At 49.2% G+C, this 25,893-nt stretch carries 13 protein-coding genes, 11 tRNA genes and 2 rRNA genes; 23 read left to right on the top strand and 3 right to left on the bottom strand.

Annotated elements, in window-relative coordinates; genetic code table 11:
- The first annotated feature begins 261 nt into the window (after nucleotides 1-261).
- From MHH48_RS31410 to MHH48_RS31310, 21 genes are all read left to right on the top strand, one after another.
- Nucleotides 262-3,190 (top strand): 23S ribosomal RNA (locus MHH48_RS31410).
- Between the two features lie 66 nt (nucleotides 3,191-3,256).
- Nucleotides 3,257-3,373: ribosomal RNA gene (gene rrf, locus MHH48_RS31405) — 5S ribosomal RNA — on the top strand.
- A 9-nt stretch (nucleotides 3,374-3,382) separates the two neighbouring features.
- Nucleotides 3,383-3,458: transfer RNA gene (locus MHH48_RS31400), tRNA-Asn, on the top strand.
- A gap of 3 nt (nucleotides 3,459-3,461) precedes the next feature.
- Nucleotides 3,462-3,537 (top strand) — tRNA-Thr (locus MHH48_RS31395).
- Nucleotides 3,538-3,574: 37 nt separating this feature from the next.
- A tRNA-Glu gene (locus tag MHH48_RS31390) sits at nucleotides 3,575-3,649 on the top strand.
- Between the two features lie 44 nt (nucleotides 3,650-3,693).
- Nucleotides 3,694-3,769, top strand: a tRNA-Val gene (locus tag MHH48_RS31385).
- 52 nt (nucleotides 3,770-3,821) lie between these two features.
- Nucleotides 3,822-3,896: transfer RNA gene (locus tag MHH48_RS31380), tRNA-Gln, on the top strand.
- 66 nt (nucleotides 3,897-3,962) lie between these two features.
- A tRNA-Lys gene (locus tag MHH48_RS31375) sits at nucleotides 3,963-4,038 on the top strand.
- Nucleotides 4,039-4,052: 14 nt separating this feature from the next.
- Nucleotides 4,053-4,136 (top strand) — tRNA-Leu (locus MHH48_RS31370).
- Between the two features lie 6 nt (nucleotides 4,137-4,142).
- A tRNA-Gly gene (locus MHH48_RS31365) sits at nucleotides 4,143-4,217 on the top strand.
- Between the two features lie 3 nt (nucleotides 4,218-4,220).
- Nucleotides 4,221-4,297: transfer RNA gene (locus MHH48_RS31360), tRNA-Arg, on the top strand.
- Between the two features lie 23 nt (nucleotides 4,298-4,320).
- Nucleotides 4,321-4,394, top strand: a tRNA-Pro gene (locus tag MHH48_RS31355).
- A 76-nt stretch (nucleotides 4,395-4,470) separates the two neighbouring features.
- Nucleotides 4,471-4,544, top strand: a tRNA-Gly gene (locus tag MHH48_RS31350).
- Between the two features lie 273 nt (nucleotides 4,545-4,817).
- A complete protein-coding gene (gene ppc / locus MHH48_RS31345) occupies nucleotides 4,818-7,604 on the top strand; it encodes a phosphoenolpyruvate carboxylase (RefSeq protein ID WP_076325273.1) in 2,787 nt (928 codons plus the stop codon).
- Nucleotides 7,605-7,847: 243 nt separating this feature from the next.
- Entirely contained in the window at nucleotides 7,848-8,417 is a 570-nt protein-coding gene (sigW, locus tag MHH48_RS31340) for an RNA polymerase sigma factor SigW (RefSeq protein WP_076325274.1), read from the top strand.
- 221 nt (nucleotides 8,418-8,638) lie between these two features.
- Nucleotides 8,639-9,253: a zf-HC2 domain-containing protein gene (locus MHH48_RS31335; protein WP_076325275.1), complete on the top strand. Its 615-nt coding sequence runs from the start codon at nucleotides 8,639-8,641 to the stop codon at nucleotides 9,251-9,253.
- Between the two features lie 316 nt (nucleotides 9,254-9,569).
- Nucleotides 9,570-10,400 carry a diadenylate cyclase CdaA gene (gene cdaA, locus MHH48_RS31330; RefSeq protein ID WP_076325276.1) on the top strand — a complete coding sequence of 277 codons (831 nt, stop codon included), beginning with the start codon at nucleotides 9,570-9,572 and terminating at the stop codon, nucleotides 10,398-10,400.
- Entirely contained in the window at nucleotides 10,393-11,865 is a 1,473-nt protein-coding gene (locus MHH48_RS31325; RefSeq protein ID WP_076325277.1) for a CdaR family protein, read from the top strand. Before cdaA ends, MHH48_RS31325 begins: the two co-directional genes overlap by 8 nt.
- A gap of 32 nt (nucleotides 11,866-11,897) precedes the next feature.
- Complete coding sequence (glmM, locus tag MHH48_RS31320; RefSeq protein WP_076325278.1) at nucleotides 11,898-13,238, top strand: phosphoglucosamine mutase; 1,341 nt, start codon at nucleotides 11,898-11,900, stop codon at nucleotides 13,236-13,238.
- Between the two features lie 733 nt (nucleotides 13,239-13,971).
- Nucleotides 13,972-15,804 (top strand): glutamine--fructose-6-phosphate transaminase (isomerizing), encoded by a 1,833-nt coding sequence (glmS, locus tag MHH48_RS31315; protein WP_076325279.1) that lies wholly within the window; start codon nucleotides 13,972-13,974, stop codon nucleotides 15,802-15,804.
- Nucleotides 15,805-16,178: 374 nt separating this feature from the next.
- Entirely contained in the window at nucleotides 16,179-17,024 is an 846-nt protein-coding gene (locus tag MHH48_RS31310) for a DUF2785 domain-containing protein (protein ID WP_076325280.1), read from the top strand.
- A gap of 144 nt (nucleotides 17,025-17,168) precedes the next feature.
- Here MHH48_RS31310 and MHH48_RS31305 read toward each other — a convergent pair whose 3' ends face one another.
- Genes MHH48_RS31305 through MHH48_RS31295 form a run of 3 tightly spaced genes read right to left on the bottom strand, consistent with a single transcriptional unit; the run spans nucleotide 17,169 to nucleotide 20,178 of the window.
- On the bottom strand, nucleotides 17,169-19,082 hold the full coding sequence (locus MHH48_RS31305; RefSeq protein WP_076325281.1) for a hypothetical protein: 1,914 nt from the start codon (nucleotides 19,080-19,082) through the stop codon (nucleotides 17,169-17,171).
- A 15-nt stretch (nucleotides 19,083-19,097) separates the two neighbouring features.
- The gene (locus MHH48_RS31300) at nucleotides 19,098-20,033 is read right to left on the bottom strand and encodes a hypothetical protein (RefSeq protein ID WP_076325282.1); all 936 of its coding nucleotides are present in this window, start codon (nucleotides 20,031-20,033) and stop codon (nucleotides 19,098-19,100) included.
- Entirely contained in the window at nucleotides 20,026-20,178 is a 153-nt protein-coding gene (locus MHH48_RS31295; RefSeq protein ID WP_179090714.1) for a hypothetical protein, read from the bottom strand. The genes MHH48_RS31300 and MHH48_RS31295 overlap by 8 nt, the downstream gene beginning before the upstream one ends.
- A gap of 321 nt (nucleotides 20,179-20,499) precedes the next feature.
- Between MHH48_RS31295 and MHH48_RS31290 the strand changes: the two genes are divergently transcribed.
- Complete coding sequence (locus MHH48_RS31290) at nucleotides 20,500-22,287, top strand: vWA domain-containing protein (RefSeq protein ID WP_076325283.1); 1,788 nt, start codon at nucleotides 20,500-20,502, stop codon at nucleotides 22,285-22,287.
- Between the two features lie 214 nt (nucleotides 22,288-22,501).
- Entirely contained in the window at nucleotides 22,502-25,891 is a 3,390-nt protein-coding gene (locus MHH48_RS31285) for a tubulin-like doman-containing protein (protein ID WP_076325285.1), read from the top strand.
- Nucleotides 25,892-25,893: the final 2 nt, after the last annotated feature.

Here is a 25,893-nt window from a genome sequence, read left to right as displayed (position 1 = left end):
GTTGAACTGCAGATTATAACATGGTATGATAATCTTCCGGTCGAAAGACTGGGGTTGATCCTTGAAAACTAGATAACGAAACGAATTTGCGCAATTAGAAATATCCTTTTAGCTGAACTTGTGTCAACAAGTTTAATGAAAAGTAGCGCGAAGGTTTTGGGATCATCGATCCTTTGGAAGTTTGTTTCCACCTATTAACTCGTTTAGTAGATCAGGAAACAAACGGACAACAGAGCGATGAGCACAATAACCGGAGCAATTGGTTAAGCTACTAAGAGCACACGGAGGATGCCTAGGCGCTAGGAGCCGAAGAAGGACGTGGCGAACAACGATACTGCCTCGGGGAGCTGTAAGCAAGCTTCGATCCGGGGATGTCCGAATGGGGAAACCCAGCTGATGTAATAGTCAGTTACCCGTATCTGAATACATAGGATACGAGGAGGCATACCCAGGGAACTGAAACATCTAAGTACCTGGAGGAAGAGAAAACAAGAGTGATTCCGTCAGTAGCGGCGAGCGAACGCGGAACAGCCTAAACCAGAGAGCTTGCTCTCTGGGGTTGTGGGACGTCTCACATGGAGTTACAAAGGAATTTATTAGGCGAAGAGGTCTGGAAAGGCCCGCTATAAGAGGTAAAAGCCCTGTAGCCGAAAGTATATTCCCTCCGAGACGGATCCCGAGTAGTGCGGGGCACGTGAAACCCCGTATGAATCCAGCAGGACCATCTGCTAAGGCTAAATACTCCCTAGCGACCGATAGTGAAACAGTACCGTGAGGGAAAGGTGAAAAGCACCCCGGAAGGGGAGTGAAATAGATCCTGAAACCGTGTGCTTACAAGAAGTCAGAGCCCTATCTATGGGTGATGGCGTGCCTTTTGTAGAATGAACCGGCGAGTTACGTTCCCATGCAAGGTTAAGGCGAGAAGCCGTAGCCGCAGCGAAAGCGAGTCTGAATAGGGCGAATTAGTATGTGGACGTAGACCCGAAACCGTGTGATCTACCCCTGTCCAGGGTGAAGGTGCGGTAACACGCACTGGAGGCCCGAACCCACGTATGTTGAAAAATGCGGGGATGAGGTGGGGGTAGCGGAGAAATTCCAATCGAACTCGGAGATAGCTGGTTCTCCCCGAAATAGCTTTAGGGCTAGCCTCGGAATTGAGAGTCGTGGAGGTAGAGCACTGATTGGGTGCGGGGCCCGCAAGGGTTACCAAGCTCAGTCAAACTCCGAATGCCATAGACTTATATCCGGGAGTCAGACAGTGAGTGCTAAGATCCATTGTCAAAAGGGAAACAGCCCAGACCATCAGCTAAGGTCCCCAAGTGTGTGTTAAGTGGGAAAGGATGTGGAGTTGCACAGACAACCAGGATGTTGGCTTAGAAGCAGCCACCATTTAAAGAGTGCGTAATAGCTCACTGGTCGAGTGACTCTGCGCCGAAAATGTAACGGGGCTAAACACACCACCGAAGCTATGGCTTGATGCTTTGCATCAGGGGTAGGGGAGCGTTGTATGTAGGTTGAAGGTGTACCGTAAGGAGCGCTGGACAGCATACAAGTGAGAATGCCGGTATGAGTAACGAAAAGATCAGTGAGAATCTGATCCGCCGAAAGCCCAAGGTTTCCTGAGGAAGGCTCGTCCGCTCAGGGTAAGTCGGGACCTAAGGTGAGGCCGAAAGGCGTAATCGAAGGACAACAGGTTGAAATTCCTGTACCACCGTAAACCGTTATGAACGATGGGGTGACGCAGGAGGGTAGTGACGCGGACTGATGGATGTCCGTCCAAGCAGTGAGGCTGATGTGTAGGCAAATCCGCACATCGATAAGGCTGGGCTGTGATGGGGAGTGAAAATTATAGTAGCGAAGGTCATGATCTCACACTGCCAAGAAAAGCCTCTAGTCAGGTGAAGGTGCCCGTACCGCAAACCGACACAGGTAGGCGAGAAGAGAATTCTAAGGCGCGCGGAAGAACTCTCGTTAAGGAACTCGGCAAAATGACCCCGTAACTTCGGGAGAAGGGGTGCCTCGGTAGGGTGAATAGCCCGAGGGGGCCGCAGTGAAAAGGCCCAAGCGACTGTTTAGCAAAAACACAGGTCTGTGCGAAGCCGTAAGGCGAAGTATACGGGCTGACGCCTGCCCGGTGCTGGAAGGTTAAGGGGAGCGGTTAGGGAGTAATCCCGAAGCTGTGAACCGAAGCCCCAGTAAACGGCGGCCGTAACTATAACGGTCCTAAGGTAGCGAAATTCCTTGTCAGGTAAATTCTGACCCGCACGAATGGCGTAACGACTTGGGCGCTGTCTCAACGAGAGATCCGGTGAAATTTTAATACCTGTGAAGATGCAGGTTACCCGCGACAAGACGGAAAGACCCCATGGAGCTTTACTGCAGCTTGATATTGGATTTGGGTACGATCTGTACAGGATAGGTGGGAGCCTTTGAAGCATGAGCGCCAGCTTGTGTGGAGGCGACGTTGGGATACCACCCTGATCGTATCTAGGTTCTAACCTGGTACCGTAATCCGGTACGGGGACAGTGTCAGGCGGGCAGTTTGACTGGGGCGGTCGCCTCCTAAAGAGTAACGGAGGCGCCCCAAGGTTCCCTCAGAATGGTTGGAAATCATTCGAAGAGTGCAAAGGCATAAGGGAGCTTGACTGCGAGACCTACAAGTCGAGCAGGGACGAAAGTCGGGCTTAGTGATCCGGTGGTACCGCATGGAAGGGCCATCGCTCAACGGATAAAAGCTACCCTGGGGATAACAGGCTTATCTCCCCCAAGAGTCCACATCGACGGGGAGGTTTGGCACCTCGATGTCGGCTCATCGCATCCTGGGGCTGAAGTAGGTCCCAAGGGTTGGGCTGTTCGCCCATTAAAGCGGTACGCGAGCTGGGTTCAGAACGTCGTGAGACAGTTCGGTCCCTATCTGTCGTGGGCGTAGGAAATTTGAGAGGAGCTGTCCTTAGTACGAGAGGACCGGGATGGACGTACCGCTGGTGCACCAGTTGTTCCGCCAGGAGCATGGCTGGGTAGCTACGTACGGAAGGGATAAGCGCTGAAAGCATCTAAGCGTGAAGCCCCCCTCAAGATGAGATTTCCCAATTCGTAAGACCCCTTGAAGACCACGAGGTAGATAGGTTGGAGGTGGAAGTGCAGCAATGCATGGAGCTGACCAATACTAATCGGTCGAGGGCTTATCCAAAACATATTTCAATGTGCTGCAAATTCGTTTCGTATCTAGTTTTCAGGTGATCAAGCATCTGAGCCGTTTGGTGGCGATGGCGGAAGGGTTCCACGCGTTCCCATACCGAACACGACCGTTAAGCCTTCCAGCGCCGATGGTACTTGGACCGAAGGGTCCCGGGAGAGTAGGACGTCGCCAAGCGGTACATATTCCCTGATAGCTCAGTTGGTAGAGCACTCGACTGTTAATCGAGTTGTCACAGGTTCGAGTCCTGTTCGGGGAGCCACTTGCTTCCATAGCTCAGTAGGTAGAGTGCATCCATGGTAAGGATGAGGTCACCGGTTCGATCCCGGTTGGAAGCTCCAGATTCGCTTTTGAATTGGACATGTATCATGAAATTGTGGCCCGTTGGTCAAGGGGTTAAGACACCTCCCTTTCACGGAGGTAACAGGGGTTCGAATCCCCTACGGGTCACCACTATCTTTAAAGCATCAGGGGATGAGAATCCCGTGAGTTTATACGGAGGCTTAGCTCAGCTGGGAGAGCATCTGCCTTACAAGCAGAGGGTCGGGGGTTCGATCCCCTCAGCCTCCACCATTTAATGCATGATTCTAACGAGAATCGGCAAGATAAAAGTACTCATCGATTTTGGGGATTAGCCAAGCGGTAAGGCAACGGACTTTGACTCCGTCATGCATAGGTTCGAATCCTATATCCCCAGCCACTTCATCCTAAAAGTGAAGTTAAGCTTTGAAGGTGATTCCGAATACTTTTCGGAGGCCTGAAATGCGAGCCATTAGCTCAGTTGGTAGAGCACCTGACTTTTAATCAGGGTGTCGAAGGTTCGAGTCCTTCATGGCTCACCATTGTTTCATCTTGTGCGCGTGTGGCGGAATTGGCAGACGCACTAGACTTAGGATCTAGCGTCTTTGACGTGGGGGTTCAAGTCCCTCCACGCGCACCATTATTTGCGGACGTGGCTCAGCGGTAGAGCATCGCCTTGCCAAGGCGAGGGTCGCGGGTTCGATTCCCGTCGTCCGCTCCATTTGCGCCCTTAGCTCAGCTGGATAGAGCGTTTGACTACGAATCAAAAGGTCGGGAGTTCGAATCTCTCAGGGCGTGCCATTTTTCAAACAAAAGATTAATATCGGGATGTAGCTCAGCTTGGTAGAGCACCTGGTTTGGGACCAGGGGGTCGCATGTTCAAATCGTGTCATCCCGATTTGTTTAAGAGTAGAGCCCCACAAAAGTAATCGGAATATGCTCCAAAGCATAGCGTCACTTTTGTGGGTTCATATGCGGGTGTAGTTCAATGGTAGAACTCCAGCCTTCCAAGCTGGTAGCGTGGGTTCGATTCCCATCACCCGCTCCATACATAAGCAGGACATCACCGTGTGTGATGTTTTTTTACATATTCACACGACTCTCCTGCGAAGTGTTAATGTACTAAAGAACATAGTTGGGTCAAGGTTTATAGGACTAATGTCCATGGTATATGGGTATATCAATATCATTAGTTTTGTCGATTTGGCTAATTTTTTCGCCTGGAAAATGCAGATTTTCATGCGCTTTTATTGTATGATGTTAGGAAGGCGTTACGTCCTATAGACAAACTGCTGAAACGGGTTGAGATGGGAGGAGTAGCATGACTGAACTTACAGTAACCGCAAAGAGCAATTCCAACAATCTGCTGCGGCGGGATGTACGGTTCCTTGGCAATATTCTTGGAGAAGTTCTGGTCCACCAAGGTGGCAATGAGCTTTTAGATATAGTTGAGAAAATTCGTGAAACGAGTAAATCGTTGCGATCCGTATTCCTGCCAGAATTGTTTGCAGATTTCAAAAGGATCATCAGCACATTGGAGCCCGACATTCGCCATCAGGTGATTCGCGCGTTTGCCATTTATTTTCAATTGGTTAATATCGCGGAACAGAATCATCGCATTCGTCGCAAACGCGATTACGAGCGTTCCGCCGGGGAGAGTGTTCAACCAGGTTCCATTGAAAGTGCGGTCCAGGATTTGAAAGAGCGCAATATTACGTTTGAAGAAGTTCAAGAAATTCTCGAAAGTCTATCCCTTGAGCTGGTAATGACAGCTCATCCAACAGAAGCGATGCGTCGGGCTATTCTGGATATTCATAAACGGATAGCGGACGATGTGATGCAATTGGACAACCCGACACTGACATTCCGCGAACGAGAGCAGCTTCGGGAGAAACTACTGAATGAAGTGATTACGCTGTGGCAAACCGACGAGCTTCGTGACCGTAAGCCGACGGTTCTTGATGAGGTTAGAAACGGTATGTATTATTTTCACGAGACCCTGTTTCACATTCTGCCAGAGGTTTATCAAGAACTGGAGCGCTGCCTAAGTAAATATTATCCGGGTCACCATTGGCACGTTCCAACCTATTTGCGTTTCGGTTCGTGGATCGGTGGCGATCGGGACGGAAATCCTTCAGTGACGGCGGACGTAACATGGAGAACGCTTGAAATGCAGCGGAAGCTAGCGATTCGTGAATACCAGCGGATTTTGCGTGAATTCATGAAATACCTCAGCTTCAGCTCATCCATCGTGAGCGTTTCGGATGAATTGCTTCAATCCATTGAAAAAGACCGCGAGCATGTAACACTGAAGAAGATGGAAATTTGGCACAATGAGAAAGAGCCTTATCGTGTAAAACTGGTATATATGTTGGCTAAAATGAGTCATATTCTTGATGAGAACATGACTGGTGGCGAGCGTTATCAGTCCCCTGAGGAATTTATCGAAGACTTGAATATCATTGATCGAAGCTTGCGTTTCCATTTTGCTGACTATGTTGCAGACACGTATATTCAAAAACTGATTCGTCAGGCGGAGTTGTTTGGTTTCCATACAGCAACGCTGGATATCAGACAGCATAGCCAAGAGCATGAAAATGCTATGGCCGAAATTCTTCGTAAAATGAACGTGACTCAGGATTATGCCCAATTAAGTGAAGATGAGAAGATCGAGCTGCTTAATAACTTGCTTAACGATCCTCGTCCGTTGACTACGCCTTATCAAGAGTACAGCGACAGCACCGAAGAATGCCTTGAAGTATACCGTACCGTCTTCCGTGCGCAGCAGGAGTTCGGCGTGAAATGTATTTCAAGTTATTTGATCAGTATGTCCGAGGGCGCAAGCGACATTCTGGAAGTGATGGTATTTGCCAAAGAAGTCGGACTTTTCCGCAAGGACAATGACGGTTCTGTAATAGCTACTTTGCAGGCTGCGCCATTGTTTGAGACGATCGAGGACCTGCATGCCGCACCTGATATTATGCGTAAGCTCTTCAGCCTGCCGATCTACCGAGAAGCGGTTAGCGCCATGAATGAGCTTCAGGAAATTATGCTGGGTTACTCTGACAGCAATAAGGACGGCGGAGCCATTACAGCGAACTGGGAGCTCCAGGTAGCACTCAAAGATATTACGGCTGCAGCCAATGAGTATGGCATCAAGGTGAAATACTTCCATGGACGCGGCGGATCGCTTGGGCGCGGTGGTATGCCTCTGAACCGCAGCATTTTGGCTCAACCGGCATCAACCATTGCGGGTGGCATCAAAATCACGGAGCAAGGCGAAGTTATTTCTTCCCGTTACTCCTTGAAGGGAATCGCCTACCGCAGTTTGGACCAGGCGACTTCAGCACTTATAACGGCTTCTCTTAATGCCCGTTACCCTGAAAAAGAATCGACTGAAAAAGAGTGGGAAGAGATTTCCTCGAGGATCTCGGCCGCTTCACAGAAAAAATATCAGGATCTGATCTTCCGTGATCCGGATTTCCTGAGCTTCTTCAAGGAATCCACGCCGCTTCCTGAGGTGGGAGAGCTGAATATTGGCTCCCGACCATCCAAACGTAAGAACAGTGACCGTTTTGAGGACCTCAGAGCCATCCCTTGGGTGTTTGCGTGGACTCAGAGCCGTTACCTGCTTCCTGCATGGTACGCGGCTGGTACGGGCTTACAGAGCTTCTACCAGGGCAAGGAAGAGAATATGAAGGTGCTTCAGAAGATGTACACGAGCTATCCGTTCTTTACGTCGCTGATCGATACCCTTCAGATGGCTCTTGCCAAGGCTGATCTGATCATCGCCAAAGAGTATTCTTTGATGACGAAGGATGATCAAGCCCGCGAACGTATCTTCGGTCTGATTCAGGAAGAATTCAACCTGACGAAAGAGCTTGTTCTTAAGATTACGGGACAGCAGGATATTCTGGATAACCAGCCAGTCCTACAGGAATCGATTCGACTCCGTAACCCTTACGTGGATCCGCTCAGTTATTTGCAAGTCCAACTGCTTAACGAGCTGCGCGAGCTGAGGGAGCAGGAGCAGGACGATCCGGATCTGCTTCGGGAAGTGCTGCTGACCATCAACGGTATTGCAGCAGGGCTTCGTAATACAGGTTGATCCTTGCAGGATAACAAAGCTGTTTGAAAGGGATAGTATAAGGCGAGGTTCCCTAAAGGAGCCTCGTTTTTTTCATCTATGAGCAGCATAACCTCTGATGATTAGAGTATCGGCTGCAACGTGATGGTCTTTGATAGGGAAAAGGGATTCTTTTTGAATTATTGTTGATTTTTAGAAACAGTTGAATTACGATTTGAATGATGCTTTTTTAGACGTTACCCATCAGACCATTCTGGGGGAATTATGGTGGACAATTTGGATGTAAGACTGGCGAAGTTGGCCCGAAAAGGGGACCAAAGAGCTTTTGCTGAAATCGTAGAACTTTATAAAGATAAGATTTTTCATTTGGCTTACCGGATGCTGAGTAACCGTCATGAGGCGGAGGATGTCGTACAAGAGACTTTTTTGCGTGTATATAAAAACCTTGATCGATACGACGAGAATCAGAAGTTCTCCACTTGGATATACCGAATTGGTACAAATCTTAGCATTGATCGGCTGCGCAAACGCAAGCCGTCTTTCTCGCTGGACGCCGACCTGAATGAAAGCGAAGGCATGGACGGCTACTCCCTGATCCCGAGCGATAACCGTACACCTGAGAGTGAAATGCTGCTATCCGAGACACAGCGCATCATTCATACGGCGATTGACGGACTTCCTGCCAAGTATAAGACAATCATGATTCTAAGGTACATCCAGGATTTATCCCTGCAGGAGATCAGCGAGATTTTGGACTTGCCTGTAACAACGATCAAAACGCGAGTACATCGTGGACGCGAATTTTTGCGTAAAAAATTAGAGTACAAATTGTGAGGAAAAAACGCCTATCGCCGTTCTTTGAGGAAGAGAGACCGCGTTTAAGGGCGCTTTTTTCTTGCGATGCCAAAAAGTCAGTATCCGCAGTTTTTTTCTGATTTTCTTTAAAAAAAGTTGAAACATCCCCGATTCCGGCACGTATGAACAATAAGCAAGTCTTATGCCCCTACGTGGGAATAGACCCAGCAAAGAGATTGAATGAAAGGATTGGCTCACAAATGGATTGCAAATTAGCCGTCTCTTTGATGCATGATTATCTGGATAATGACTTGTCCGACCCACAACAGCTGGAATTGCAGAAGCATTTGCTGGATTGTGCTGACTGTCGGAATTACTTCGAGAAGCTGGAGCATACCGATATGCTTCTTTATTCCTTAACTCATCATGCGACCAAGCCATCCGATGATTTAACGGAACGTATAATGGGTATGCTGCCGCAGCCCAAGAGACAAAAGGCTTGGGTCAAATGGGTTAGGAATCATCCTGCGCTCACGGCTGCAGCTTTGTTTTTGGTTGTCATGCTCTTTAGCACAATCAGTTTCTGGAGTCAGGATACTCAGCTGGTTGTAAAGAGTGATGAATTCGAAAAGCTGGTGATTGAAGGAGATACCGTCATTATTCCTCCGGATCAAATCATCACGGGAGATATTACAGTCGAGAATGGAAAGACTAAGGTCTACGGTCAAGTGAATGGCAATGTGACCGTCATTGACGGAGAATTATTTCAGGCTTCCACCTCACATATAGCAGGTCAAGTGAAGGACATAGATCGGGCGATGGATTGGATATGGTACAAGATCTCCACTCTGTTTACAGATGCCGCTTACCGCTAGGTGAAACCTGAAGCCTACTGATAAAAGCGCCTCTTTTCAGTGAAAAGATGGCGCTTCTTTTGTTGATTTATGATCTTTTTCATGGAAAGCAGAGAGCGTCCGCTTGCATCGGAAAGATTAACGTTATAACCTAGAGAGTGTAGAGCACATACTACATATATGAGTCGCATGCGTTATTAAAAAGGAAGTTCAAAAAGTTCCCGTGTGATCAGAAGGAAAATGAAGAGCTGGTTCGGTAGTCGAATCGTTAAGCGTTCATTTTCGAGGAACCGGATTTTTTGGGCCCGCACTTAAAGGAAATGACGGGGGTTGCTGTATGGAGTATTTCACAGATATGACCTGGGGTGAAACCATTAAAGATATCATCGATATCCTTATCGTTACTTATATAATATACCAGATGATACTGCTCGTCCGCGGTACGCGGGCGGTCCAGCTCCTCAAAGGGATTTTGGTGCTGGTGGTCATCTGGGCGCTTAGCACCTGGTTTGATCTGTACACGCTAAAGTGGCTGATGAATCAGATTTTTACATTCGGGGTGTTGGCGGTCTTTATCATCTTCCAGCCGGAGCTCAGACGTGGTCTGGAGCAGCTCGGACGAGGTAAGCTGTTTGGGCGGACATCGGATATTGACGAGGAGACCAATAAGTTAATCAGCGAAACCATTAAGGCGGTTAATTATTTATCGCGGCGCAAAATAGGGGCTCTGATTGTCTTTGAGCGGACGACGGGACTGAATGAGTATGTAGAATCAGGAATTCCGATGAGATCAGTGATCAGCTCGGAATTGTTTATTAATATTTTTATACCGAACACACCGCTCCATGACGGAGCTGTCATTATTCAGAACGCTCAAATTGCAGCTGCCGGCTGTTATTTGCCGCTATCAGAGAACCCTTTTATCAGTAAGGAACTGGGAACAAGACACCGTGCCGCTATCGGAATCAGTGAGGTGGGGGATGCGATTTCAGTTGTCGTATCCGAGGAGACTGGGCAAGTATCGCTGGCCCTGAATGGACAAGTGGTTCGAGATATTAAGGAAGAGTCTCTCATCTCCAAATTGTATGAGGAGCTCAGGCCTGCCGCGTCCATCAAGGAGAAACGCACGTTCTTCTGGAAACGGAAGGGGGACGGCAGCAATGGATAAATGGATCAAGAACAACACGGCAAGCAAGCTCATTGCACTAGCTGTCAGTATTTTATTGTGGGCGATGGTTCATATGGACAGCGGAGCGCCTGCCCCGCCAACCACTTTTTATGATACCAAAGTCATTGCAGGCGTTAAGATTCAGACTTATGGATTTGATGACAGCGAATATGCGTTAACGGGTATTGATAAGGACCGCGTAAATCTCGAAGTTCGGGGAAAGAAATCCAATATCTCGCTTTTGACCGACGACTATAAGGTGAAGCTTGATTTGAGCAACGTCAGAGAACCGGGTACACACACACTTCCGCTAACCTACTCCATCCCGAGTGGCGTGGAGATGGTATCGATGGAGCCATCTGCGGTTACGGTGACGGTTGAACCGAGAGTGTCGAAATCCGTGACGGTAAGTATTGGAACCAAAGGCGAGCCTGCTAAAGATTACCGTGCCGGAACACCCGTGCTGATTGACCCAAGGCAAGTCACGGTTACCCTGCCTGAATCGTCAATGGCGAATCTGGGGCAGGTCAAAGGTAATGTGGAGCTTGATGGTGCCAAAGAGAAGATTACGGAGAAACGAGTCAAACTTACAGCATATGATAAAGAAGGCAACGCCATGGAAGACGCTGTCATTGAGCCTGCTACAGTAGCAGCTGAAGTGCCGATTGAGCCTGCATTTGTCACCCTACCGCTGGAGCTTCAATACACGGGACGGCTGCCAGAAGGGTTTGTCCTATCCAAGGTGGAGCAGAAGGTAAAAGAAGTGAAGCTGTTTGGCAGTAAAGAGGCGCTGGCAGGAGCTGAGACCTATATCGAAGCTACGATCAATCTGGGAGAAGTTAGAAATTCGGGAACAACAGTGCTTACGGCCGACTTGACGCCGCCTGAAGGTTTTGAGAAAATCGAGCCGAGCTCTGTAACGGTGGATGTTACGGCTGTATCGCATGGTGAACGGTTGATTACAGGTATTCCGATAACGTTAAAAGGGGTTGCCTCCGGCCTGGATGCTGTTATTACGGATCCAAAGATGCAGACAATATCTTTAACGCTCACCGGAGCGCCTGACTTGCTTAATAGTCTGGAACCTACAGATATCGGAGCAGAAGCGAATGCAACTAGTATGAAAGCTGGCGTTCACGAAATTCCGCTGCAGATCACACTACCTAATTTTATTAGCCGTACGGATCAGGAACGTCCCGTTATTAAGGTAGAGCTCAAGGATAACTCCAAGCCCGTGACAACGGAGCCGGACAGCTCAAAGAATGAGGGAACGGACACAGACAAGCCTGTTTCACCAGGAACGGGATCCGGAACAGGAACAGGCACTGATCAGGGGGAGACTCCGGAAACGCCTCCTACTCATGAGGAAACGGATAACACCGGATCAGGAGAAAACCCATCACATCCGCCGGGAGACGGATCGAATGATGGAGCAACAGGATCAGAAACGTCCAATGATGGATAATAACGAAGAGTAGATAAAGGAGTATATAAAACATGGGGAAATATTTTGGTACAGATGGAGTAAGAGGAGTTGCGAATCAAGAACTGACAGCGGAAATGGCTTATAGCATCGGCCGCTGCGGCGGCTATGTGCTCACTGGCGATAAAGAGAAGCCAACCGTCATTATCGGTATGGATACCCGCGTATCGGGGGCTATGCTGGAGTCGGCTTTGGTTGCAGGCCTACTGTCCATCGGTGCACACGTCATTCGTCTGGGTGTCGTAAGTACACCAGCGGTGGCGTACATCACAAGACTATTGAAGGCTGATGCGGGTGTTATGATCTCGGCTTCACATAACCCGGTACAAGATAACGGTATCAAGTTCTTCGGTGGAGACGGCTTCAAGCTGTCGGATGAGACAGAGCTCAAGATTGAAGAGCTGATGGATGCGGAAACAGATAATCTGCCGCGACCAATCGGGGCTGATTTAGGTGAATTGTTGATTGATAACGAATCTAAATATAAATACCTGGAATATTTGAAAACGACGGTTGATAACCGGTTTGACGGTCTGAAAATCGTACTGGATTGCGCAAATGGCGCAGCTTATGAGCTGGCTCCGAAGCTTTTCCGTGAATTGGGTGCGGATGTGATCACCATCGGCGCTGAGCCGAATGGCCTGAATATCAATGATCACTGCGGATCGACTCATCCGGAGAAACTCGTTGAGGCTGTACTCCAGCATGGCGCTGACCTCGGTCTGGCTTTTGACGGAGATGCGGATCGCCTGATTGCGATTGACGCAAAAGGCGAGGAAGTGGACGGCGATTTCATTCTGTGCATTTGCGGTGATGCCATGAACCGTGCCGGCAAGCTGAAGGCAGGTACGATCGTTTCGACGGTTATGAGTAACATCGGTTTCTATAAAGCGTGTGACAGCTTGAAGCTGAAAACGGCCAAAACCGCAGTCGGCGACCGCTATGTCATGGAAGAAATGCGCCGTGGCGGATATAACCTGGGTGGAGAGCAATCGGGACACGTGATTTTCCTGGATCACAACACCACTGGGGATGGAATTCTCACAGGGATTCAATTGGTGGATACGTTGGTAGCTTCCGGCAAGGCACTGCATGAGCTGAAGAGCAGCATGCGTAAGTATCCGCAAGTGCTGGTTAATGTTCGTGTTGGCGATAAGAGCAAATACCAAGGCAATACCGTTATTGAGTCTGCGATTGCTGAAGTTGAAGGCATTTTGGGCGATAACGGACGTGTCCTGGTTCGCCCATCGGGAACGGAATCCCTCATTCGCGTCATGGCGGAAGGCCCGGACAAAGAAGAGCTCGACCGTTATGTAACGCAGATTGCAGACGTGGTGAAACGGGAATTGGCGTAAGACTAAGGGTGTGTTTTTCAAGGAAAGCAGACTAATTTTTGTCAGGGCCAGTGAACTATGCGGATGCGGTTCACTGGCCTGCTGCTTTTCATGAAGCCAGCCGAATGAAAGCGCAATACCCCTTGTCCTGCCAGCAAAGAGGGTGGTTTACGGCATCGCTTGAGAAGATAGGTCATTCGATGTCATTCATGGGGTTAATTATACGCCGGGCTTGGATCTCCTAAGAAGCAGCCGAGTTGCCAAAGTGATAAGGCATGAATATAATAAAGGATGTCATTCAAGAATAGAAAGCGAGGATTGTGAGGTTACTTCAAGCTTCATAAGCGCCAGAGCTTGTACCTGCGCGGGGATTGGTTATTGCTACGATAGGGATAGCCAAACGGCAGAACGCAAGTTGACGAGGTAGAGGTGTTCGGATTATTCGGCGGGGACCTCTCGGTTATGCACCAACCGTAAGCGAATCACGGAAAAGGAATGGGCGACCGTTCTTACAACGTATCCGCAGGTGCTTTTAACACACTAATATACAAAACATGAATGTGCGATTTAGAATGCGACAGCGCGGTGGAAGAAGAGTGCATTCATGTCTGTTCAACTGAGCAGCCTATATCATGCTGGATTTTTTGAACGTTGATAATTGAATAGATCATTCTTCTTTCCTGATACCGCACAGATGCTGCCGTGTTCTATTTCCGCCTACTATTATAGGGAAATCGAACGGAGGAATCATACTATGTGTGGTATTGTCGGATATATTGGAAATCAGAAAACGCAAGCGGTGTTGATCGAGGGATTGAGAAAGCTGGAGTATCGCGGATACGATTCAGCGGGGATTGCCGTCTTTACGAATGAAGGTCTGCGTGTGGCCAAGGCGCAAGGGCGTCTTGCCAATCTGGAGGAGAGACTGGAGTCTGCCCCACTTGTGGGAACTGCAGGCATCGGTCATACCCGCTGGGCTACGCATGGCCGGCCGTCGGACGTGAATTCGCATCCGCATACGGACGAAAGCCAGAAGTTCTCTGTTGTTCACAACGGGATCGTTGAGAACTATCTAGAGCTGAAGGAAGAGCTGATCAGCCAAGGACACCAATTTGCTTCGGAGACCGATACGGAAGTTATTTCCCATCTCATTGCCCGCGAATATGACGGAGATATCGTTAAGGCTGTGCAGAAGGCGATCTCTTACATGAGAGGCGCATTCGCCCTTGGCGTCTTGACTGAGTATGAGCCGGATCGATTGGTGGCTGTGCGTCAAGCAAGCCCGCTTATTATCGGTCTTGGCGAAGGAGAGAACTTCATCGGTTCTGATATTCCGGCTATTTTGAAATATACGCGTAACGTTTATATTCTCAACGATGGAGAGATGGCGCTGCTGACAGCAGATGCTGTCGAATTAATGACCATTGAGGGGAACTTTATTTCTCGGGAAATGATTCGTGTCGATTGGGATGCCGTTACAGCGGAAAAAGGCGGATTCGATCATTTCATGCTGAAGGAGATCCACGAGCAGCCTAAAGCATACCGCGATACGATGCTGGGCCGTGTGGATGAGAGCGGACGCAAAGTCGTTCTGCCTGAGCTGAAACTGACACATGAACAGATTAAGAACATTCGCAATGTGCAGATTGTGGCCTGCGGTACGGCTTACCATGCCGGACTTGTGGGACGCAGCGTGATCGAAGAGATGGTACGCATACCGGTTGAAAATGACGTAGCGTCCGAGTATCGTTACCGTTCGCCGATCGTTACACCCGAGACTCTTGTCATCGTTGTAAGCCAGTCCGGTGAGACAGCAGATACCCTGGCTGCGCTTCGTGAAGCACAGAGCCATGGCGCTCATGTCCTGGCCATCACGAACGTAGTAGGCAGTTCTATTGCCCGCGAAGCCAACGATGTGCTCGGCACTCTGGCTGGTCCGGAAATTGCCGTAGCTTCCACGAAGGCTTACACCTCGCAGTTGATTGCATTCTATCTGTTTGGTCTGTACCTGGCTCAAGTACGAGGTACGATGACAGAAGAAGCTGTTGCTGAAGTGATTGCTGCGATGGAAGCACTGCCTGAGCAAGTAGAGTCCATGCTGACCAATGCGGAATCGATCAAGGGATATGCCGAGCAAATCGCGGAGCATGAGAACCTGTTCTTTATCGGCCGTGGTCAAGACTACGCTGTAGCCCAGGAAGGCTCTCTTAAGCTGAAGGAGATCTCTTACATTCATTCCGAGGCCTACGCTGCCGGCGAACTGAAGCACGGTACGCTTGCCCTGATTGAAGAGGGAATCCCGGTCATTGCCTTGGCAACCCAAGAATCTGTGCTTGAGAAAACGGTGAGCAATATCAAGGAAGTGAAGGCCCGCGGCGCCGAAGTGATGGCGATTACGCACGAAGAGCATGTGGCCGGCTTGCTGAAGTCCGTAGATCAAGCCTTCGCCATTCCGAAGACCTTGCCGATCTTGACGGCAGCCTTGTCTGTCGTACCGCTGCAGCTGCTCGCCTACTACGCGTCGCTTGCCCGTGGCAACGACGTGGATAAGCCGCGTAACCTGGCGAAGAGCGTGACGGTGGAGTAAGGTAGGGAGCGGGGAAATAAGCTTAATGTAGATTTGAGATAAAGTTGCACCGTTTTACCCCTTTAGATGTGATTATCTAAAGGGGTTTTTTTATGTCGAAATGAAAAAGAACATCCGAGATTGAACAGTGGAATAAACAAGGTCGAGGGACCGGTATTGCAGTAAGGCGTGAAGTGAAAAGAGATAAAATGATTTCACTTTGGATATTATCGGAAATAATTCTTATTGATGACTTAAAGTAGAATCGAAGGTTAATTACAGCTCATGAAACAGGAGTAGAAATAAGATTGCAAAAACTTTATAAATATAATAGTTTTAGGAGTATTTGAAAAAACAATCGACCGAATAGAACGAATGATGAGAGGGATGGGGAAATGAGCGATACAAGGGCCAAATTGATGCTGGATTTGCAAAGAATTGAGAAGGATGAGTATCAGTTACGCGAAGGTGAGCAGCATCAAGATTTCTTACCTTTGTTACTTCAATATATTGGCGATCCTCAGCCAGAATTACGGGATAACCTGATCTATCCGATGTTTTATATGTGGATTAAGGAGGAGAATAGGTTCAGTGGAGAGGAGTTGCGTAGCCTCTTAACTGTTCTGACTGATGAGAACCATTTGTTCTATAATATTGGCAGCGAGGATGATCAGTCCGTTTTTACAAGGACGTTCTCTGCTTTGCCTATCGCTTTGATTGTGCAACGCCACAGACAGAATCCATTTTTCAATCAAGCGGAAATTGAGCAATTAATGCATGCCATGCTCCGTTATTATAAAGAGGAGAAGGATCTGCGAGGTTACCTTTCAGTAGGAGGCTGGGCTCATGGCGCGTCTCACGGTGCGGATGTTTTTGTCGAGCTGGTGCAGTGCGAGGAGAGCAGCGTCGCACGGCTGCGTGAGGTTCTTATCGCTATTTCTGGCATGCTTCATAATGGTAGACACATTTTTAGCGATGAGGATGATGAGCGGTTGGTCAACATCGTGGATATGATGATTGACAAAGAGTTACTTCCACATCAAGAAATCGGTGATTGGATTAGCGGCTTAGCGCAATGCTGCAATTTGCCGAGAAGTCGCAGTCAGGTGATTGCTCGTGTGAACAGCAAGAATTTCTTACGCAGTCTCTATTTCAGAAGGGGACAAGATAGCCGAGGGAATGAGCTTACCACTGTTATGCTTGGTACTGAGGCAAAATTGAACAGGTTTTCTATCAGTTAAAGGATTAGAGGGGCTGTCCCAAAAGCCATTCCGATCTCGGTGTTAATGAACCAGTCTATCAGCGAAATAGATTCAGATTTCACGATTTCGGAAAAATAGAAAGGCTACGCCCCTGGTAATAAGGGGCGTAGCCTTTCGTTATACTTACTCGATCGATTCCACCTGAACAACTGGCACCTGCGTGAGCTGACTGGATCCGCTACTGTCGCTTTTCTCGCTATGGTCTTGTTGGGCATCCTCAGGATGGAGCTCCTCGCCAGTCACGGGTACGCTTGGGGTGTCTGTCTCATCCATGATATCTCCATCAACTTGTCCGTTCTCCGGTTCAGCAGGGTCTGGAGCCGCAGGAGGCTGGCTGCTTCCCGGTATCTCCAGCTGCTGATACTCGCCGCTGAATGTTCCGATTAGGGTCGCGCTTCCAGCAGGGAGATCCAGGTCTCCTTTTAAGATGACATGGTATCCATTGCGTTCAGCTAAGACCTCACCATAGCCACCTTCCGGGATATGGACTGAGAAGCGTACCTTCTCATTCGGATATCTCTCGATATTAGCAATATCGATGTCGGTATACTGAACCTGATACCCTGTGAATCCATATTGGTCTCCCTGACGCTCGAAGATGGCGATCTCGTCCGGGCTTACTCCTTCCAGATTGGTGACCAGTATAGACTTATCCGGCTGCACCTGATAGTCTTTGGCGGTGAATTGGAACAGCGGCGTCAGGTTGGCATCTCTGGCTTCATAGCCTGAATACAATATCAGACCGGTCCCCGCGTCGCCCTCCACTAGGATAACCGGATTCATCGCGGTGCTAAGCGATTCCTCGACTGAAACCTGTTGGATGGCGATATCGGACGGGTAATCACGGTTTTGGAATAATTGCACCGTTTCATCATTCTTTAAGACCGCTAAATAGATGATATTTCTATCAACTCCAATGGCATAGGCCAACCCTCCGAAACGATTCCCGCCTCCGCTTACATAGCTGAAGCTGCCTTTCAGACCAGCCGTTTGGAACAAACGAATCGGATCGTGGATCGTCCAGGCCAGTTTGGCAGCTTGCAGTTTACCGTTCATATCCTGGTACTCCGACAGCGCTCCATAGAGTGCTACCGCTTCCTCGTAGTTCTGGCTCTGTACCATTCCATCAGCTGTCGCGATCCACCGCTTTATCTGGTTCTGAATATATTCCATGATTGTAGCGTTCTTCAGACCGCTTCGGTCCAGATAGTCTCTATACCCCATGGCGTGCGAAACAAAATCGGAGGGCCGTTCTCGCTGGACATCCTTTTGCAGCATGGTATACACAAGTTCATCGGTCTTGCCATTCAACCAGGCAGCCGGCAGCGATCGGCTGGCATACTCGGAACTCATGGCATGTGACCAATTCAGCAGATCCGTATACTGTCCGGCTCCTGCCAGACGAGTCAGGACCATTTCGTCATAACGCTGGAACAGACGGAGCAGCTTGTCATTCTTCTGTTTCTCCCCGCCATAGAATGTATCCGGAATGCGGAGCAAATTCCATTTGAAGCTGTTGTCGTCATACTGCAACTCTTCAAGCAGCTCATCGGCCCGGCGGTTAAACAAACCAATGAACTGCAGGAATATCCGGTTCACATCGTCGGGGATTCCGTAGAACGCAGCAATTTCATCGTAGTAGGAAGCATAAACTCCTTGTTGACCCGCCAGTTTCTGTTCTGTATCAAGCAATTCAGCATATACGTTCATGAAGCCGGAGAAATCGCCTGCTTCCCCGACACGGCTCAATCGATGATCAAGTGAGGAAAGGCTCTGCTTCATGGAAGTGATCGGTTCAAGCTCTTGCAGTCTTGAGGCAAGCAGCTCTTCTTTATATAGAAGGGAACGGTTATTTCGCGCCTTCTGATACCATTCTTCTGCCTGAACAAGCTTCTTCTGAGCATACAATAATTCTGCTTGTGCCATCGATTCGATTTTCTGATAGATATGAATTCCCTTATACCCGATCAGCAGCAGAAGGACTATACATAAAAAAAGATACAAATTACGCAGGGTTAGCGTGTTTCTCATCGTCATAACGGTATAGCCCCTCTAATCCCATTTTTGAAAATCAGGGTCCGAGCGGTAGTGTTCATTATAAATGGCCGATACCCGGTCCCGTAGTCCGTTCCATGACAAGCCGGGATTGCGGCGTACGATCTGATACAAGCGGAGGAAGCGATATCTCGGCAATCCATCCGCATAGCGGCTAATAAAATCAGGGAACGTATCGATATATTTTTTCTTCCGTACCGCTGCCCCGGCGGCGTCGATCATAATCTGCCTGCCTTGCTCCATCCGTAAAATGCTGGATTCATGTTCGAGCAGGTATTGGATCGCTTTGCTGCTAATTAACTCGCGTTTAATCTTGGCGATTTCACCGATATAGGCAGCCAGGTCCGGATCAAACTCATCCAGTAATAGCGGTTCGAGTTCAAGCTCCATATCCTTGCGCAAGCTGAAGCTTTGCAAGAGAACGATCTGCTGCAGACGGATGCGGTCATTCCGGACCAAGGAGGCAATTTCCCTGACGATTTCATACCCTAGTTGGGCATCTTCCTTGATGGCGGCAGAAGCCGTTGCTTTGTTCAGATCCAGGCCCTCATGAATCTGTTTTTGATGAGATCTTATAAGCTTGTTCAGAGCGTACAGGGTCTCGGAATGCAGCACTCGCCGCTGGATCAGCCATAACCATGCGAGCAGGACCACCATACAAGCAAAGGAGATCACGATCTGCAAGAAGGTCTGACTAAGAAGTACGGCAGAGAGCCCTATAATGTAGAAGAGAAGTCGGTCACTCTGCATGGAACGCTTGGCCATTTTCTCTGCAAGTTCCATCACAGGGACAAGGGCGTTCCGTTTACAGTAAGCGCAGCTGTCTTCCCAAAGAATCGTGAAATTGTGGCAATGTTTGCAAACCCTTAACTTTTGGTAGACATATCTCGTTTTATTATAGGGACGAAGTTGTACGGGCTTTTTCTTATCCATGCTGTTCCCTCTCTGAGTTGGCAACTTCAAGCAGAGTCTGATGCAGCTGCTCCGGTGTCGGGGCGTTCTTCTTACGCTTGAAGTAGGCCGTGATCTTAATGATGACAAAAAGAAACAAAATCCCGAGACATCCGTATGTAATCATATATCTATTCCTCTCGGCATCGTATTTGTTCGAAAATGGCGGGTGAGCCTTGTGTCCTAAGTCCGGGTGATACGACTGATGATGTTGAACTTTGGCAGGTATAATTATATCATATGGACATAGTGCTGGTATATTTTAGTGATAAGCATGGTATTTTCTATATAAATACACTAGAGAATTGGATGTTCCTGTTCCTGTTCGTGTTTTTAAGCTTTCTTTCATGTAATTTTAAGACTTATTGCCTACAGTTAGACTAATGGTCTGACCAATGAACCGAGGCATCCACCTGATGCTAGACTAAATGGATGAAGGAGTAATTCAATGTTACGTAAAAATAAATGGCTGCTATCTTTGATGGCAGCGGTGCTGCTGATTCTGACCTGGAGCGGAGGAACCATGCCTCAGGCAGTGGCTGCCACGCAAGGCTCCAAGATTGATGCCGTCCTGGTGATGGATGCCAGCAACTCGATGAAAAACAGTGATCCGGAGAGGATCAGCAGCGAAGCGATGAAGATGTTTATCGACATGCTGGCCACCACCGGCGACAAGGTCGGCGTCGTTTCCTATACCGACCGGATTCAGCGGGAGAAAGCCCTGCTTGAAATTCAGTCGGAGGCAGACAAGACCGCGCTGAAGCAGTTTATTGATCAGCTGGATCGCGGTCCGTACACGGATATGTCCGTAGGTCTCGATGAAGCCGTAAAAGTGCTGAAGCAGGGAATGGACCCGGCGCATGCGCCGATGATCGTTGTTCTGGCCGACGGTAACAATGACCTGGATCCGAACACGGGCAAGACGAGCCAGGAAGCTTCAGACGATTTAGCCCAAGCGGTCAAGGAGGCCAAGGGAAGCGGCATCCCGATTTATACGATTGGACTGAATGCCGACGGGAAGCTGAATAAAGAAACGTTAGCTGAATTGGCAAACCAAACGGGGGGTAAATCCTTTACCACCAGTTCGGCGGATGACCTTCCGCAAATATTAAGCGAGATTTTTGCCAGCCACCAGCAGCTTAAGATCGTTCCGGTACAATCGATTACCGGCAACGGAAGCTATCAGGAGGTTACGGTTCATGTGCCGAATGCGAACGTGCTGGAGGCGAATATTTCCATTATGTCCTCCAGCCCCGTCGACGTGAAGCTTGTCGATCCCTCCGGAGCTGAGCAAACGATTCCTTCGGCCAATGTACTGCGCTCCACTTCCAATTCCTATTCGCTGCTCAAGCTGCTGAAGCCGCAGCAAGGCGATTGGAAGCTGCACGTAAAAGGCGTATCTAAAGACAAAATCGACATTAACCTCGTATTCAACTACGATCTGGAGCTGACCATGGATCCTCCCCCATCTTCTAAGGTAAAGGCGGGGGATACGATTGACATTAACGCGTACCTTGTCAGCAATGGGCAAAAGCTGCAGGACCAGGAACAGTACGGCAATATGACGGCCAAGCTGTTGGTTAAGGATCTGGACACCGGGGACGAGTCGGAGGTCAAGCTCGAGAACAAAGGCGGCAGCTTTGAAGGGAGTTACAAGATTCCGCAGAAGCACGACTACGAGCTGAGGGTACGGGCGGAGGAGCAGAGCTTCTACCGCGAAAGCGCGCCTGTGAAGATTAGTGCGAAGGCGGCAGCCTCCGGCTCCGGAAGCGGTGGGAAGGAGATGACCGCGGGCGAGGAAACGAAACCTTTTCCATTATGGCCCGTAATCATTGGCATCGCGGCGCTGCTCATTGTTGGAGCGGCTGCATATTTCATACTCGGCGCGTTTAAGAAAGCGAATAAAGGGTTTGTCGGTCAGATCGTGATCGAGATCAGGGATGAGAACACCGGCGAGAAGACCTTTCCGCAATACAAGAAGCTGGTTTCGTTCAAAGGGAAGTTCAATCTGCATCAGCTTCTGCAGCTTGCTCCGGAGCTGAAGGAGACCGAGAAAATCCTGTTCATGCCAGGCAAGAACGACCGCATCATACTAAAGAACAATTCTTCAGCCGTAATCGAGAAGTCCGGACGCGCTCTGGATGCAACGAATGGGACCGAGCTGAAGAACGGAGACCGGCTGAGAGTTTCCCTGCAGCAGGCGGACAAAACGATATTATTTGAATATTTGGCTTAAAGTGCGAGTTCAAAAAGGGCTGCTTCCTGATTCACTTCGTGTTAGATATAGAATTTATAAGTTATCTTGCTACGCTGATGAAATTCTGTATCGCAAGAAAACCTACCTTTAAATCGCGGTCGCTCGTCCCTGAATTGACCTCGATTGGTTTTCTTATCAAAAGCGGACTTTTTGAACAACCTCTTAAAGCCATGACCTATCAGGAGGGGAAGTTATGAAACCGGTAGTTAGAGAACATATACAACAGCTTGACGTTTCACTCGGAGGCGGGATTGTCAGCGAGAAAATACGGGTGGATACCATCGACAATCCGATCCTTATCATTGGACTTGGAGGGACGGGGATCGATGCGCTGCTGCGCTTGAAATATCAGATTAACCGCCGTTTCAAGCTGCCAGAGGATCCGTTGTCCAAGAAGAGAATGGACAAGCCGGATAATGTGGAGTTTCTGGCTTTTGAGACCAACGAGCAGGATAAGAATAAACGTTATAAAGGCATCGGGCTTGATCCGATCAATGAATTCGTGCTTCTCTCCAATGCCGAGATCGGAGGGCTTCTCCAGAACCGCAGCATCTTGGAGCCGTACATTACAGATTGGCTGTCGCCCGAGCTGAGTATTACCGATGGCATGAACGGAGCAGCGGGTGTGCGCCAAGCGGGCCGCCTGCTATTGTTTACGAAAATTACGCAAGTGGTGCAGGCGATCGACAAGAAGATCAAAACGCTGTCGGTCGGCACGAACAAAAAGCTGATGGTCTTCCTGCTGACGGGGCTGTCGGGCGGTACAGGCAGCGGCTGCTTCTTGGACATTGCCTATATCGTTCGCGGCATTATTGAACGCGACCACGGCTCTGCCGGGATCGACCGCGTGAACACGCTTGGCTATCTGTTTACGCCGGATATCAATCTGGCGAACAAAAGCTTGAGCGAACATACGCGCGAATACATCAAGAAGAACGGTTACGCCGCGCTCAAAGAGCTCGACTACTGGATGAACGTGGATGCCAGAGGCGAGCGGTTCAAGCAGCAGTACGGCAACATTCTGACCGTGAACTCTCCGCTGCCTCCGTTTAATCTGTGTCATCTGATTTCCGCTACGAATACGGAAGGCAAACTGCTGGAGAATGCCTATGATTACTGCATGAACGTCACCGCTGAGAATATCACGAACTTCATGGCCAGCGAGGAAAAACAGTCCGGCGAAGAGTTTGCGATCCATGACTATATCAGCAACATCCGTACCAATATCGCGCAGATGAACAAGGCGTATCCTGCCAATTACGACTACAACATCATCGGCGCATCTTCAGCTGTTCTACCCATTGAAGAGATGACCACATATCTGGCGTACCGCGTTTTCGGCAAAATGCAAACCATGTTTGAGAAGGCGCCAAGCCAGGAGGACGTCGAGAAATTCGCAAGCAAGCTCGGCATCGACCTGGACTCGATGACGAAGAACTTCGAGTCTCGCGTACCGGAGCCGCTACCCGGATACCAGAATAGCGAACGGCTCAGCTATGCGAACGTCGTGAAGAACCAGGTTATCAATATGGACACGGAGCTGGAGCAGAATTTCCTGGCGAGAGCCCGCGAGGAGTATATCAAAGCGAAGAAGCAGCTGCCGGGCGAGATCGTGGCTCAGTTCAGCGATCAAATCCGCCGCATGTTCCTGCATCCACAGCAAGGACCGTTTTATGTGTCCCGGTTGATCTATACGGAGAAGGGCTTCAGCCTGCTGAAAATGCTTCTGTCCTACATCGAAGCGCTGCGCGAGAATCTGACCCGCATTCCTCGTGACATCGAGTCGGCCAGAGAACAGGCGATCGATCGTCTGGGTGATGCGAAGAGCGCTTTTGTCTCGAAGGACAAGAAGAAGAACATCTATATCGAAGCCAAAATCAACGAATATTGGCTGGAAGCGGATGTGGAACGCACCGAGCAGATGATTGAGTTCTATGAGGATTTATATGATCTGCTGAACCAGGAGAACAACCGGATTTATAGCGTATATACGGAAATTCTGAATGCCCTGAATTCGATCTTCGCCAAGAACGGCGACATTCTCGTGAACGGGGAAGAACAGCAGGATCATAAAGGGAATAAGACGTATTACTGGAACCTGGTCAGCGTGCCCGATATTTCCGACGTCATCAACAAAATCATGGATCAGAAGGATGTGGACGATCTCATCCGCGATTTCGCGCAGGAACTGCTGAGCCATGCCAATCGTTGGACGCGTGAGCAGGAGATCGATATCGTCCGATCCATTTCGGAGTTTCTTACCGATAAATTCGGCGATTTGATTACCCGCTCGATGGAAGATTTCCTCGTCATGAAATTCGGGCAGGAGGATTCCATCGAAAAATTTGTCGAGCGCAACATCGCCAGCAAGCTGGACGATGAAGCCGTGCCGGTCTTCCATCTGAGCAACAGCGCAGGCAATTTGTACTTCCCTTCGTGGGGCTTTGTGTCCGTGCCTGTACAGGCACCAAGCATTCTGAAAGGGATTCGCAATTATCAGAATAATTCGGTCGGGAAGTCTCACTTCACCGTGAAGGAGAGCGAAGTGAAGAACCGGATCTTCTGGCTGAATACAAAGAACGGCGTGCCGTTGTTCGTTTATACGCCGCTTAAGGTTTATGAGGAGAGTTACGAACGCACGATCATGGACAAGGAAGGCGTTGGACGTCACTTAGTGCAGACGGATCGTAACAATTGGACGTACCTGCCATCGCCGATTCCCGAGAAATCCTGGGGGGATACCTACGTCAATCCGCGGGTTCAGGATTATAACGCCCGGGTACGTGCTGAATTTAACCAGGCGCTTGAGTTTAAGATCGTCATCCAGAAGGATGTTGACCAGAACACGAGCAGCCGCTATGCGGTCGTGTTCACGAAGCCATTTGATCTGAACGAGCTGCTTCGTGCTTATGACTTGCAACTGGATAGTCCCAAGCCTAACCTTGGCGAAGTCAAGCGGGCATGGACCGAGCTGAAGCGTCTACTGAACGAGGGGCTGGAGCCGGCGGGCTCCAAGGATATTTTCAACAGCATCAACGAGGAGATGGCCAAGGAAAATCTGATACGCTCGCCGGAAATGATCCGCAGCGTGAGGGAAGAGCTGAAGAAATATGCCGCCATCGCGGCCAAAGTCACGGAGTTCGAGCTCCTGATCAGCGATAATCAGAATGAGGAGAAATGGCTCGATCAATTTATTGAGGCGTTGTATACCGGAACCATCACGAAGAAGGGTGCGCTCTTCGTTTATGATCGCGATCCGGAAGAGGACTCTTGGGAGCCGTTTGCCAATCTGCTGAAAAGCGTGAATGACGTGGAGTATGAAGTCTACAAGCACTTCCGTCAGCTGGACGAGAAAAGCCGGAGCACGCTGCTGCGCAAATCCTCCCGCCGCGATCAGGAGCTGACCGCTTCCGAGGACATTACGCCGCTGCTTACCAAGCTGGAAGAATTGGCTGAGCGGTTCCTGGAAACGCGCGACCGGCTTGAATACGAGAAGGTGGAGCTTGCGGACGGCGAAGAGCGTTATCAGTTCTACAGACAGGTTTCTTCGAAATTAAATGACATCCGAAGAAGGTTGAAATAGAC

The organism is Paenibacillus sp. FSL F4-0100 (genome assembly GCF_037993005.1).
GTDB lineage: Bacteria > Bacillota > Bacilli > Paenibacillales > Paenibacillaceae > Paenibacillus_AQ.
Note: the sequence above shows the minus strand (reverse complement) of the source record. Positions and strands in the feature narration are given on the sequence as shown.